11 protein-coding genes are annotated in these 13,646 nt (G+C 37.5%); 10 read left to right on the top strand and 1 reads right to left on the bottom strand.

Annotated elements, in window-relative coordinates:
• Positions 1 to 13: 13 nt before the first annotated feature.
• The 7 genes from pfkB to KHA96_RS19185 all read left to right on the top strand — a co-directional run bounded on the left by pfkB (position 14) and on the right by KHA96_RS19185 (position 8,615).
• Positions 14 to 943: a 1-phosphofructokinase gene (gene pfkB, locus KHA96_RS19215; RefSeq protein ID WP_213130925.1), complete on the top strand. Its 930-nt coding sequence runs from the start codon at positions 14 to 16 to the stop codon at positions 941 to 943.
• Between the two features lie 21 nt (positions 944 to 964).
• Complete coding sequence (locus KHA96_RS19210; protein ID WP_213130924.1) at positions 965 to 1,795, top strand: amidohydrolase family protein; 831 nt, start codon at positions 965 to 967, stop codon at positions 1,793 to 1,795.
• A gap of 123 nt (positions 1,796 to 1,918) precedes the next feature.
• Positions 1,919 to 3,196, top strand: a complete 1,278-nt coding sequence (locus KHA96_RS19205) for an alpha-L-fucosidase (RefSeq protein ID WP_213130923.1) — start codon at positions 1,919 to 1,921, stop codon at positions 3,194 to 3,196.
• Positions 3,197 to 3,214: 18 nt separating this feature from the next.
• Entirely contained in the window at positions 3,215 to 4,087 is an 873-nt protein-coding gene (locus KHA96_RS19200; protein WP_213130922.1) for a sugar phosphate isomerase/epimerase family protein, read from the top strand.
• Between the two features lie 105 nt (positions 4,088 to 4,192).
• Positions 4,193 to 5,437 carry an alpha-L-fucosidase gene (locus tag KHA96_RS19195; RefSeq protein WP_213130921.1) on the top strand — a complete coding sequence of 415 codons (1,245 nt, stop codon included), beginning with the start codon at positions 4,193 to 4,195 and terminating at the stop codon, positions 5,435 to 5,437.
• A gap of 91 nt (positions 5,438 to 5,528) precedes the next feature.
• Positions 5,529 to 7,898, top strand: coding sequence for a glycoside hydrolase family 95 protein (locus KHA96_RS19190; RefSeq protein ID WP_213130920.1), 2,370 nt, complete (start codon positions 5,529 to 5,531; stop codon positions 7,896 to 7,898).
• Between the two features lie 231 nt (positions 7,899 to 8,129).
• A complete protein-coding gene (locus KHA96_RS19185) occupies positions 8,130 to 8,615 on the top strand; it encodes a DinB family protein (RefSeq protein WP_213130919.1) in 486 nt (161 codons plus the stop codon).
• Positions 8,616 to 8,733: 118 nt separating this feature from the next.
• On the opposite strand, the gene KHA96_RS19180 is transcribed toward KHA96_RS19185, so the two are convergent.
• Complete coding sequence (locus tag KHA96_RS19180; protein ID WP_213130918.1) at positions 8,734 to 10,374, bottom strand: DUF4091 domain-containing protein; 1,641 nt, start codon at positions 10,372 to 10,374, stop codon at positions 8,734 to 8,736.
• A 186-nt stretch (positions 10,375 to 10,560) separates the two neighbouring features.
• On the opposite strand from KHA96_RS19180, the gene KHA96_RS19175 reads away from it, so the two are divergent.
• The 3 genes from KHA96_RS19175 (at position 10,561) to KHA96_RS19165 (ending at position 13,555) form a co-directional block, all read left to right on the top strand.
• Positions 10,561 to 11,277 carry a (Fe-S)-binding protein gene (locus KHA96_RS19175; RefSeq protein WP_213130917.1) on the top strand — a complete coding sequence of 239 codons (717 nt, stop codon included), beginning with the start codon at positions 10,561 to 10,563 and terminating at the stop codon, positions 11,275 to 11,277.
• 131 nt (positions 11,278 to 11,408) lie between these two features.
• The gene (locus tag KHA96_RS19170; RefSeq protein ID WP_213131111.1) at positions 11,409 to 12,839 is read left to right on the top strand and encodes a LutB/LldF family L-lactate oxidation iron-sulfur protein; all 1,431 of its coding nucleotides are present in this window, start codon (positions 11,409 to 11,411) and stop codon (positions 12,837 to 12,839) included.
• On the top strand, positions 12,836 to 13,555 hold the full coding sequence (locus KHA96_RS19165) for a LutC/YkgG family protein (RefSeq protein WP_249315758.1): 720 nt from the start codon (positions 12,836 to 12,838) through the stop codon (positions 13,553 to 13,555). The genes KHA96_RS19170 and KHA96_RS19165 overlap by 4 nt, the downstream gene beginning before the upstream one ends.
• The last annotated feature ends 91 nt before the right edge of the window (positions 13,556 to 13,646 follow it).

Genomic DNA, 13,646 nt, shown 5'->3' with positions numbered 1-13,646 from the left:
GTAGGTTGATATTTTGATCATAACAGTCACTTTAAACCCTGCAATTGATGTTTCCTATCGTGTTAATAACTTTGAGTTAGGTAAAGGTCATCGAGTGGAAAACGGAAATAAGACTGCGGGTGGAAAAGGTTTAAATGTTTCTCGTGTACTCAAGCAACTTGGTGCGCAGCCGCTTTGCTTGGGATTTCTTGGAGGACAAAATGGGGAATGGATTAAGAATCAATTAAAATTGGATGATTTGGAGCAGTCTTTTACAACAATTAATAAGGATACTAGAACATGCTTAGCGTTTATCGATGAAAATCAGTCTACACAGACAGAATTGATGGAAAAGGGACCTGTTATCACAGAGGAAGAAAAAGCAAGTTTCCTTTATACATATAAACAAATGTTTAAAAAGGCTAAACTCATCGTATCATCAGGCAGTTTACCTTTAGGAATGGAATCATCATTTTATAAAGAAATTAGTAAATTGGCAAATGAATATAATATTCCTTTTCTCTTAGATACTAGCGGAGAGTCTCTTAAGTCTGGAATTGAAGGCAGTCCTTTTTTAATTAAACCGAATCAAGAAGAATTGTCTCAATTCGCTGGGAAAAATTTAAAGGCCATTGATGAAATGGTTGAAGTGGCAAAAGAAATTTGCGATCAAGGAGTTCAACATGTTCTTCTTTCATTAGGTGAAAACGGTGCCGTGCTTGTTAGAAAAGACATTGTTCTGAAAGCGGATATTCCGGCAATTGCCGTAGCTAATCCGGTAGGATCCGGTGATAGTATGATAGCAGGAATGGCATACTCCATTTATCATAACTACTCCCTTAAGGATAGCCTTAAGATGGCTTGTGCTTGTGGAATGGCAAATGCTATGGAAAAGAAGACTGGATTTGTTCAAGCAAACATAATAAAGAAGTTATTGTCGGAGATTAAAATAACAAAAATATAAGATTTTATAAGGATGGATAAAATGAAAATCGATGCACATCAACATTATTGGAAGCTAGAAAATCAACATACTGATTGGCCAACTTCTGATTTAACGGCGATTTATCACGATTTCCTTCCCGAAGATCTTGAGACGCATTTAAAGAAACATCACATTGAAAAGACAATTGCCGTCCAAGCAGCTCCTCATTTTAAGGAGAGCGAGTTTTTATTGGAGCTCGCGGAACAATACGATTCGATTGGAGGGGTTGTTGGCTGGATCGACTTGTCATCTGATCAATTTCCAGATCAGTTTGCACAGCTGAACAATCATCCGAAATTTGTAGGAATTAGACCGATGCTTCAAAATATGGATGATGACCGGTGGATATTAAAAACTAAAGTAAAGAAGAGTATTAAAATATTAATTGAAAATGATTTTCCTATAGATCTGTTAATCTATCCGAAACATCTTCCTGTTGTTTTAGAGCTCTTACAAGAGTTTCCAACACTAAGAGCCGTTATTGATCATTGTGCAAAGCCAAATATAAAAGAGGAACAATGGAATCAGTGGGCAGTTGGAATAGAGGAAGTTTCGAAATTTCAATCAGTTATGTGTAAAATTTCAGGACTTGTAACAGAGGCGGATCACGAAAAATGGGAGTTAAGTGACTTTGAACTATATATACAACATATTCTCAATTGTTTTGGCGCTGACCGAATTATGTTTGGAAGTGATTGGCCTGTTTGTCTTCTTGCCGCTACATATGATGAAGTTATACAAGTCGTCAATGAAAATCTAGTGAAAAAGATGCCACTAAAAGATAATGGCTTATTTTTTGGAGAAAATGCAAAAAGGTTTTATAAAATATAAGCAAGCTTGGATGTTTCAAATCTTTTTCTTACAACAAGTCGAATTGACAGCGATTTCGTAAGGTGCTAATTTTAATGTAAACGCTCTACGATCTTAAGGGTATATTGAAAGAGGTGGCGAAGGATGAATAGAACTGACCGTACAAAATGGTTTTTAGATGATAGGTTTGGAATGTTTATACACTGGGGTTTATACGCTATTCCTGCGAGGGGTGAGTGGGTTAGAAGTGTTGAAAGGATAAGTAATGAAGATTATGAGGAATATTTCGAGGAGTTCAACCCATCCCATTACAATCCAAGAGAATGGGCAAGGGCAGCAAAGGAAGCAGGGCAAAAATATGCAGTACTTACAACGAAACATCATGATGGCTTTTGTCTATTTGATAGTAAACTAACGGATTATAAAGCTACCAACACTCCGGCAAACAAAGATCTAATTAAAGAGTATGTAGAAGCTTTCCGTGAAGAAGGGTTGAAGGTAGGCTTCTATTATTCAATCATTGATTGGCATCATGAGGATTACCCTGCTTTTGGCGACCGCAATCATCCAATGCGGGATAATGAAAGTTTTAGAGAAAAAGATATTAATTTCGAGCAATATCTTGAATATATGCATGGACAAGTTAAAGAACTGCTCACTAATTACGGGAAAATTGATATTATGTGGTTTGATTTTTCTTACGATGATATGACCGGTGAAAAGTGGAAGGCGACTGAACTAATTCAGATGATCCGCGATATCCAACCTGACATTATCATTGATAATAGACTTGGCGGAAACATAAAATCGAGCACTCCAGAAATATATGCGGGTGATTTTTACTCACCAGAACAAATTGTGCCTCCAGAAGGAATTATAGATGAAAATGGAGAACAAATTCCTTGGGAAGCATGTATCACACTAAATGATAACTGGGGCTATCATTCAAAAGATAAAAATTACAAATCAACGAAACAAGTCATTCGAACATTAGTTGAGTGTGTAAGTAAAAACGGGAATCTACTATTAAATGTAGGACCTGATGCAAGAGGAATAATCCCAGAAGAATCGCTAAAAATTTTACAAGAAGTCGGTAAATGGATGATAAGAAACGGAGAAAGTATATACGGATGTAAAGCCGCCAACTTGCCAAAACCGGAATGGGGCAGATATACAAAGAATGGCAATAAACTTTATGCACATGTCTTTGACCGCGGCATTGGACCAATTTATTTTGCCGGATTAAAAGGCAAAATTAAAAAAGCTAGATTACTTGCTGATGGATCTGAGTTAAAAGTCGAAACCCCTTGGATGGCAGAGCAATATTCAGATATAGAAAGCGGAGCATTCATCAATTTAGAAGGAGCAAGGCTTCCTGATGAAAGCGATACAGTCATTGAATTGGAACTAGTAGAAGATTAATAGAAGGAGGAAATTGTTATGAAGATCGGTTTAAGTACATACAGCTTGTTAGGCGCACTAAATTCAGGGGAAATGAATGTTCTCGATGTTGTTCAATGGATTGCTGACAATGGTGGGGAACATATGGAAATCGTTCCATACGGTTTTACACTCATCGATAACCTAGAGCTTGCTGACGCTGTTCGTGATAAAGCAGAGTCAGTCGGGATTGAATTATCCAACTATTCTATGCCGGCAAACTTTGTACAAGAAACGGAGCAAGAATTCGAAGCGGAAATAGAAAGGTTAAAAAGTCATGTTGATCTAATCAATCGTATGGGAATTAAGCATATGCGCCATGATGTTACAGCCTTCACACTACCTCCGGAAAAAATTACAATTGAATGGTTTGAGAAAAATTTGCACTTAATGGTAGAAGGTAGTAGACGAATTGCTGACTATGCCGCGGATTTCGGTATAACAACCACGATTGAAAACCACGGGCACTGTGTGCAGGCAAGTGATAGGGTGCAAAGGGTATTGCTGGAAGTGAATCGTCCTAACTTTAAAACAACTGTAGATATCGGAAATTTTATGTGTGTAGATGAAGATTCCCTAGTAGGGGTCAAGAAAAACTTACCATATGCTTCACTTGTTCATTTTAAAGATTTTTATTATCGACCATATTATCAAGATCCAGGGGAAGGCCGATGGTTCAAAACAGCGAATGGCAATTATTTGCGGGGTGCCATTGTTGGACAAGGAGATATTAATATCCGAGAAGTCGTGAAGCTTGTTAAAGAATCAGGGTACGACGGCTATATTACAGTTGAATTTGAAGGAATGGAAGATTGTAAGGTAGGTTCTAAGGTTGGTATGGATAATGTAAGAAGATTTTGGAATGAGGTTTAAGGGAATCACAATACAAATATAAAGATTATGTTGTTTTAATTTTTACAAATAGCAATCTGTTAAAGAAGAAGTCTACATATTTTATTACACAAGGTGTGACCAAAAATGGAAATAAGTAAACTTGCACTCCCTACAAAATCACAACTAGCTTGGCAAAACCTTGAATTAGGTGTTTTTTGCCATTTTGGAATGAATACCTTTTGTGATCAAGAGTGGGGAGAAGGGACGGATTCTCCGGAATTGTTTAATCCAACGGAATTGGATGCTGCTCAATGGGTTAAGCTTGCAAAAGACGCAGGATTTAAATATTTTGTGTTGACTGCAAAACATCATGATGGCTTTTGTCTTTGGCCAACAGCTACGACTGATTATTCAGTAAAATCGAGTCCTTGGAAAAATGGCAATGGCGACGTTGTCCGTGAATGTGCAGATGCTTGTAAAGAAGAAGGCATTTACTTTGGACTATATTTATCTCCATGGGATCGGCACGAGCCTTGTTATGATGATGCAAATGCGTACGATAATTTTTATTGCGAGCAGCTGACAGAATTATTGACACAGTATGGTCCCATCGTAGAAGTGTGGTTTGATGGTGCGGGTTCAGAAGGCAGGGAGTATAACTGGGAAAGAATCATCAGTATTGTAAAAAAATATCAGCCAGATGCAATGATTTTTAATATGGGGCAACCGACCATTAGGTGGGTAGGCAATGAAGAGGGCTTAGCTCCATATCCTTGCTGGAATACCGAAAGTGCTGCTAAAATTAGCATGTTTTCTGATGAAAAGGTGAAGTGGCTGCGGGACACACCTGAATGGCTTCCTGCCGAATGTGATGTTCCAATCCGCAAGCTGCACTGGTTTTGGCACCCAAATGATGAAGAAAGTCTGCGCTCTTTAGATGAGCTGATGCATATTTATTACAATTCTGTCGGACATGGGACAAACTTATTATTAAATGTTGCACCAGACAATCGTGGCTTAATTCCCGAATGTGATGCGGAGCGTCTATTAGAATTCGGTGCTGAAATTAACAAAAGATTTTCAAATCCTCTAGGGATGGTATCTGGTAATGGCTCGGAGCTGGAATTAACTTTAGAAAATGAAATGTGTATAGATCATATTGTTTTAATGGAAAATATTGAATATGGCGAACGAATACGTGAATTTGAAATCTTAGCTTTGGTCAATGGAGAGTGGACAGTAATTGCAGAAGGATCAGCAATCGGTCATCGGTATATTAAGCAAGTCCCTTCCCTTAAAACGCATAAATTAAAATTGAGGGTGACGGATTCAGTACTCCCTCCAATAATTAAAGAATTTTCTTGTTACAGAACGAATGTAAAGATATAGCTGAATAGAAAAGAATACACCGTGATCTTGAAGTGTATTCTTTTTTCATTATGATGTTTGCTTGGAAATAACTATAACGGAGGATTCTCTATTGAACTTATTAACGTATAAAAAATCAGCAAAAACTTGGACTGAAGCAATGCCTCTAGGTAATGGAAGAATGGGTGCAATGCACTTTGGCGGCGTTGAAGTCGAGCAGTTTCAGTTGAATGAAGATACGCTATGGTCTGGCCCATCTAGACAGGATAAGCGATATGATGACCGGGAATCACTTAATAAGGTAAGAAAACTTATTGATGAAGAAAATTATGAAGAAGCGGCTAGCGAAACGAAAAATATGTTCGGTCCGTATTCGCAAGCATACATGCCTCTTGGAAATCTAAAAATTCATTATTTACATGGCGATAAAGCTCAAAAATACGAAAGGAATTTAAAGTTAGAAGAGGCAATTTCAACTGTAACATACATAGCAGGTAAAACAGAATATACAAGGGAAGCGTTCATTTCTCACCCACATCAGGTACTAGTCATCCAGCTTACAAGTTCAATAGAAAATAAATTAAATGTAAATATTACACTCGACAGTCCGTTAAAATATAAAATTTCAAATACGGAAGATAAATTGATTTTACAAGGAATTTGTCCGGAAAACTGTGAACCAAATTATGTTCATGAAAACGAACTCCCTATTGTTTATGGAGAATTCGGGGATACTGACGCGATTCATTGTGAAGGGAGATTGGGAGTTTTAGCAGAGCACGGAGAAGTCAGTTCTGAAAATGGTGTTCTTTCCATTACGAATGCTACTAAAGCCATATTATACTTTTCAGTTGCAACTTCATTTAACGGTTTCGACCAATTGCCTGGGAAATATTTTAGCGAATTAACTCGAAAAAACGAAGAGTTGCTTTCAAGTGCGATGAACATTTCATATGAGCAGTTAAAAGCTGAACATATTCGGGATTATCAAAGTCTCTTTAATCGTGTTGAATTCTCTTTAGATCACGAGCCGGCTGCAGGAGTACTTGATACAGACGTAAGAGTGAAAAAATTCGGTGCGAACGACTTAGGAATGATAGAGCTTTTATTTCAATATGGTCGATATTTATTGATTTCGTCATCAAGGGAAGGGACACAGCCCGCAAATCTGCAAGGGATTTGGAATGATTCAACACGACCACCATGGTCATCTAACTATACATTAAATATTAATGCTGAAATGAATTATTGGCCAGCAGAAGTAACGAATTTAGCGGAATGCCATCGTCCTCTATTAAAACTTGTTAGTGAATTAGCAGTAAACGGAGAGAAAATGGTAAGTAAGCGATACGGGTTAAAAGGATGGACAGCGCATCACAATTCAGATATATGGAGAAAAGCAGACCCGGTGGGAGGCAATCGCCATGGGGATCCAATCTGGGCGTTTTGGCCAATGGCAGGCCCTTGGCTTTGCCGACACTTATGGGATCATTTTGTGTTTTCTCAAGATGTAACATATTTAGAAAACGAAGCGTTACCTCTTATGAAGAGTGCAGCAGATTTTTGTTTAGATTGGTTAGTAGACGATGGGAATGGTTATTTAACAACTTCACCTTCTACTTCCCCGGAACATCTCTTTTATGTAAAAACAGGACAAGTCGGTTCGGTCACTAAAGGTGCAACAATGGACCTGCAACTCATTTGGGATCTATTTACAAATTGTATCGATGCCGCTGCAGTACTAGGTATTGAAGAAGAATGGGTTAATAAGGTGAAAGAGGCAAAAGATCGTTTATATCCAATGCAAGTTGGAAAATATGGTCAATTGCAGGAATGGTCGATCGATTACGAAGATGTTGAACCACACCATCGCCATGTTTCTCATTTATATGGAGTTTATCCGGGCAATCAAATCATACAAGGTCCTTTGATGAGTGCTGCCAAGCAGACTCTTAACAGAAGGGGAGATGTAGGAACTGGTTGGAGTCTCGGATGGAAAATCTGTCTATGGGCAAGATTGAAAGATGGTGAACGTGTTAACGCATTATTTCAACAATTATTTAATATAGTTGATGCTAATAAAGAAATTTTCGTTGGGGGTGGGATATATCCGAATCTATTTGGGGCGCACCCGCCGTTCCAAATTGATGGGAATTTCAGCTATACAGCTGGAGTAGTTGAAATGATCGTACAATCCCATAAGGGGTATATTGAATTTCTACCTGCACTTCCATCCACATGGACTAAAGGTTATATTAAGGGAATTCGCGTTCAAGGCGGTTTTGAAGTGGATATTACTTGGGACAAATTACAGGTTGCGGCAGTAAAAATAACCTGTAATGCGGGGAAGTCATTTATTCTTAAATCAAAAAAACCGATCATCGTTCGTGAAAAGGAAGAAAAGGATAGAATAGTGGATCCTGTTGATGAATTAATAGAAATTAAGATGAATAAAAACGGGGAGTATCAACTATTATTTTAATAAGGCTATGGGGAAAGCTCAGTAGTGACCTTTCAATTTTGTTGATTGGAGCGAAAGGCTCAAGACTCCTGTAAGAAGGAGAGTCCACCGGAAATATTAAAAGCACATAGTGCCAAGGAAAATCCCGATCTTCCCGCGGAAAGCGAGTTTCTAGAATGATAGGTTATTTTATTATTTAGATAACGTTTATATCGTATTTACATTTCTTAAAATACTAAAGGGAGTGAACAAATGACACACGTAAAAGCATTACTAGTTGATTTGTTCATAGCGAATGCCTCCAGCCCTAGTTCTTATTCACCTTTTCAAAAAGCAGTTGAAGGGCTTACGGAGGACGAAGCAAGGTGGAAGTCCTCTGAGAATGCACATAGTATATATGAACTTGTAAATCATTTGATATATTGGAATCAAATATGGCAGAAACGTTACTTAGCTAGAGATAAAAAAGCTTATAAATCAATAAAAATTGTAGAAACATTTACTTATGATTATGAAGAATCATTTGAAGATAAAAAAGCTAAATTAATAAGTACGTTACTGCATTGGAAAGATATTTTGAAAGAAGAAGAATTAGATGAACTCATGATAAACGATCCAGAAGATACAATATGGTGGGAGTATATTGGAATAAATGCTTCTCATAATGCCTATCATATTGGACAAATGGTCTATATAAGAAAAGAACTTCAATTGGATTGGCAGTCAGGGATAGAATAGTTAAATAAGATTAAAACCAATTTCACACGATGTTACATAGCGGAAATCAACGTCTATGTTAAGAGGCATTTACTTAAAAGACAAAAAAGGCGAAGGACAATCCCATCGCCTTTTGACTTTATTCACTTAGTGCTTTTTCTATTTCTCTATTAATCTCTTCTCTAATTTGGAAAATATATTCCTTTTCTTTCGGATAATCATCAAAAGTAATCGTGTAACTTTTTTCAATAATGTTCAAAACAAAGGCTTTTCCCTTTAATCGTTCAAGCCATTGAAACGCGCGTAAATCTTGCAATGCTTGATAAAAGACGCGAGAGCGAATAGAGGGAATCGCTTCTCCGTTTTCCCCAGGATAGACGAGGAACGTGTCGCCTGATGGAAAAGCACCTTTTGCATCTGTAATCTCATAAGGATTAATCGGCTCTATCGAGTATTGGCTGCGGTAAAAATTATAACCCCAGTGAAGAAAGCCTTCGATATCGTATTTAAATAATTGTGTTGCTATAATTCGATTCCTTGCGGAAGGCATCGCCATAAATCGATTGCTTACTTTTTGATTTTGAGCACAGCAATAATAAGTCCATAAATTAGGGACATGATGATCGAGAAATGTTTGAATATGATCATTTGCAACAACAGGCTTCGTAACGATCCCGTTTTGATAGAATGAATAATCGCTTAATGCATCTATTATTTTAAATTCTTTCAAATATGGCTCTGCTATTTCTTTTGCTTTCGAATATGTCGCTATATTTGTTTCATTTGGTTCATCTGATATATGAAAATATATTTTATCAGAGTTCCAGTTTGCTTTTAAAAACTCCGTCAATTCAGGGAGAAACGAATCTAAAAATAATCGATATTCTGTACTGTCAGCCGCTACGTCCCAGCCGAATTTTTTTATTAGCTTCCCATTTTCCAACACCATTATTTTTGGAGTGAACTCTGCCCCCCATTGTGTAAATAGGTGGGCAATTTCAATGTATTTTATTCCCTTGCGTATACAAAGCTCTAGCCACTTTTTCAGTAGTGTAAAATCGAAATCGTACTTGCCATTTTTATACGAAATTTGCACGAGTTGTACAGTAGTTCGTTCACCTCCAACCTTCGTATCCAAAGGTGGAGTGAAAATAGGAGTGAGAATCATATTAATCCCATTTTCATTGGCTGTTTGGATAAAGTTTTTAATAATTCTCCAATGTTCTTCCGAAAAAACTTCCACATTATAATAGTCGGCTAAACAGTCTGTGTGAAACCATTGTGTATGGATTAGTTTTTGTTCAGGTAGAGCATATGGGATGACTCGAATCGTTAAAGACTGTTCGTAAATAGAATGATGATTTTCATCCGTAATGATTATTTTTAACCTCTTCTCGCCAGAAGCTTCTGATTTAGGTAAAACATCAACCCATATGGAGTTCCAACCATCCGTCTCTAGCTCAATTCCCTCAGCAGTCACTGGCTTTAGTAAATCGGGAAATAGTCCTGGTGAAATAGAAAGGTAATTTTCATCATGTGAATCAGCATAAGCTGGAAAAGTAGAAGGTACTTTTTTAACGAGGCTAATAGATGTTTCGATTGTATTATCAGCTTCTAGCAGAATATGTACTTTATTATTCTCGTGAGAATAATACGCAATTTGAAAAGAAAAATGTTCATTTTGAAAAATTGTAATATCATTCATTTGTATCGCATTTGGCGGGTTCACTGGAAATACCTTTTCTAATGAATCTGTGAACCGGAATTCAAAATTAGCCATTCATAAATCCTCCATTGATGGAATTGTAAACGTTTTTCTATTCACAGTTATAATATTAAATCTAGAGGAGATTTTTATCAATGGATAGTAAAAAAGTAGTCATAAGATGGTCTGTTGACTACAGATTGATAAAAGAATAAAGTAGAATTATATGAATCTTCAATATTTGGAAGAAGGTTGAAAAGAATGAAAGTCAGTTTATTTGCTACATGCTTAGTAGACATGTTTCATAGCCATGTCGGTAAAGCAGCTGTCGAGGTACTGGAACGACTCGGCTGTGAAGTCGATTTTCCTGAGTCTCAAGTTTGCTGCGGTCAGCCGGCATATAATAGCGGCTATGTGAAAAATTCAAAAGAAGCGATGAAAAGAATGATGGATGCATTTGTAGATTCAGAATATGTCGTTGGGCTTTCAGGTTCATGCGCATATATGTTTCACGAATATGAGAATATTTTTAAAGGGGATCCCATATGGGAGCCAAAAGCAAAAGCTCTTAAGCAAAAAACATATGAATTGACCGAATTTATTGTGGATGTTTTAAAAGTTGAAGATGTTGGGGCTTCGTTTAATGGGCATGTAACGTATCACACTTCTTGTCATATGACAAGACTTTTAGGGGTTACTGAAGCGCCTATGAAACTTTTGAAAAATGTAAAGGGTCTTGAATTTACAGAGCTTCCAGGGAAACATCTGTGCTGCGGGTTTGGAGGAACTTTCTCGGTTAAGATGTCTCAAATTTCGGAACAAATGGTCGATGAAAAAGTACAACATGTAGAAGAAACGGAAGCGGAATACTTAATCGGCGCTGATTGCGGCTGCTTAATGAATATCGGAGGAAGAATAGACCGAGTTGGAAAGCCGGTAAAGGTGCTGCATATTGCGGAAGTTTTAAATCATCGGTAATGTTTGTAGGCGTTTTCTTAAAGTATGGCTTTATTCTCTATTGGATGTTTCTATTTTTTAAAATAGAACCTACTACTATTCGTCGTTGAAATTTAGAAAAAGCCTTTTTATAAAAAAGCGGGGTGATCACATTGCCAATGAAAATTGATACTGGCGACTTTAAAAAGCGAGTTGATACTGGAATCCATAATAATTTCATGAGAGGAGCCGTTTCAGGTGCTCAAGAAAGGCTGCAGACAAGGCGGTTGGATGCAGCGAAAGAACTTGGGAACTGGGAACAGTGGCGTTCTCTTGGGGAAGAAATCCGGCAGCATGTATTGGAAAATCTTGATTATTATTTGTATCAATTAAGTGAGAATGTCTCAGACAGAGGAGGACATGTTTTCTTTGCTGAAACACCTGATGAAGCGAATGCATACATTCGTGATGTAATCGAAAAGAAAAATGCAAAAAAGATCGTCAAGTCAAAATCAATGGTAACAGAAGAAATTAATTTGAATTCTTGTCTTGAGGAGGCAGGATGTGAAGTCATTGAAACCGACCTCGGTGAATATATTCTTCAAGTAGATGATCACGATCCACCATCTCACATTGTTGCCCCTGCTTTACATAAGAATAAAGAACAAATTAGAGATGTTTTTACGGAAAAGCTAAACTATCAGCAGACTGAAAAACCAGAAGAACTGGCTTGGCATGCAAGGCAAATGCTAAGGCAGGAGTATTTGACGGCAGATGTCGGCATTACTGGCTGTAATTTTGCAGTGGCCGAAACGGGATCTATCTGCTTAGTGACAAACGAAGGAAATGCAGATCTTGTTACGGCTCTCCCAAAAACACAAATTACAGTAATGGGAATGGAAAGGCTTGTCCCTACTTTTGAAGAATTGGAAGTCCTAGTGGGTCTACTCACAAGAAGTGCAGTTGGGCAAAAGCTGACAAGTTATATTACGGTACTGACAGGAGCAAAAGATGAGGGAGATGTGGATGGCCCTGAAGATTTTCATTTAGTTATCGTTGATAATGGCAGATCTGATATTTTAGGCGGAGAATTTCAATCGATTCTTCAATGTATTCGCTGTGCGGCTTGTGTAAATGTATGTCCTGTATATCGGCATGTAGGTGGGCATTCCTATGGATCAATTTACTCAGGTCCTGTTGGAGCTGTTCTTTCACCATTATTAGGTGGTTATAATGATTATAAAGAATTGCCGTATGCCTCAACATTATGTGGTGCATGCACAGAAGCATGTCCTGTAAAAATTCCTCTTCATGATTTATTGCATAAACATCGACAAGTGATTGTAGAAAAAGAAGGACGAGCTCCAATCTCTGAAAAACTAGCCATGAAAGCTTTTGGTTTAGGCGCTGCGTCCCCGTCCCTTTATAAAATAGGTTCAAAAATAGCTCCTACAGCTATGAACCCTTTTACAAATGACAATAAGATTTCCAAAGGTGTCGGTCCGCTAAAAGCGTGGACTGATATTCGTGAATTTCCTGCTCCGAATAAAGAGAGATTCCGAGATTGGTTTAAGGAGCATACAAAAGGAGAGGATCAATCATGAGTGGAACAGTCCAAAATCGAGACTCCTTTCTAAATAAAATTGCGAACCGATTAGGGAGAGATACATTCCTATCAAATGTCGAAAGACCCGAGTGGAGTTATCATCCTCAAGATGCCGTATTAAAGGAAGCTGATGCAGAGGAATTATTGGAAGCTTTGAAAACACAATGCACAAAAATTCACACAGATTTAATCGAAACAAATAAGGCGGACTTGGTTCATACGTTGATAAAAATGGTTTCGGAATATGGTGGGGGACCTATCGTAACCTGGAAAGATTCCCGTTTTAATGATTACGGTCTTTCACCGTTATTTAAAGAAATATGGCCAGCTGAAAATATTGAAATTCACGAATGGGAACCACAACTAGGTGAAGAAAATATTAAGTACGCGGAAAATGCGAATGTTGGAATAACGATAAGTGATATTACTTTAGCCGAGTCGGGGACTGCTGTCTTATTCAGCGATTTAAATCATGGAAGATCTGTTACTTTTTTACCTTTAAAATCTATTATCCTAATACCCAAAAGCTCTATCGTTCCACGGATGACCCAGGCTGCAAGGATGATCAGGGAAAAAGTAAAAAATGGAGAACGGCTTGCTTCATGCATAAATTTTATTACTGGACCGAGCAATTCCGCAGATATTGAAATGAATCTTGTTGTCGGGGTTCATGGGCCGGTAAATGCTGCATATATCGTAATACAAGATTTATAGAAAAAATTCTCGTAAATAAAGGTATTGGATTGAAAGTAATAGGTTCATTATGCTATTCTAAACTTAATAAAGGCACTGGAGAAAGAAACTT

It is taken from the genome of Bacillus sp. FJAT-49711 (assembly GCF_018343715.1).
GTDB lineage: Bacteria > Bacillota > Bacilli > Bacillales > Bacillaceae_C > Lederbergia.
The sequence above is the reverse complement of the archived record's forward strand: the minus strand, read 5'-3'. Positions and strand labels throughout refer to the sequence as shown.

What these genes read in the sequence shown, in the direction of transcription:
- KHA96_RS19210 (WP_213130924.1), top strand. Translation starts at nt 965, where the DNA reads ATGAAAATCGATGCACATCAACATTATTGGAAGCTAGAAAATCAACAT.
- KHA96_RS19205 (WP_213130923.1), top strand. Translation starts at nt 1,919, where the DNA reads ATGAATAGAACTGACCGTACAAAATGGTTTTTAGATGATAGGTTTGGA.
- KHA96_RS19200 (WP_213130922.1), top strand. Translation starts at nt 3,215, where the DNA reads ATGAAGATCGGTTTAAGTACATACAGCTTGTTAGGCGCACTAAATTCA.
- KHA96_RS19195 (WP_213130921.1), top strand. Translation starts at nt 4,193, where the DNA reads ATGGAAATAAGTAAACTTGCACTCCCTACAAAATCACAACTAGCTTGG.
- KHA96_RS19185 (WP_213130919.1), top strand. Translation starts at nt 8,130, where the DNA reads ATGACACACGTAAAAGCATTACTAGTTGATTTGTTCATAGCGAATGCC.
- KHA96_RS19180 (WP_213130918.1), bottom strand. Translation starts at nt 10,374, where the DNA reads ATGGCTAATTTTGAATTCCGGTTCACAGATTCATTAGAAAAGGTATTT.
- KHA96_RS19175 (WP_213130917.1), top strand. Translation starts at nt 10,561, where the DNA reads ATGAAAGTCAGTTTATTTGCTACATGCTTAGTAGACATGTTTCATAGC.
- KHA96_RS19165 (WP_249315758.1), top strand. Translation starts at nt 12,836, where the DNA reads ATGAGTGGAACAGTCCAAAATCGAGACTCCTTTCTAAATAAAATTGCG.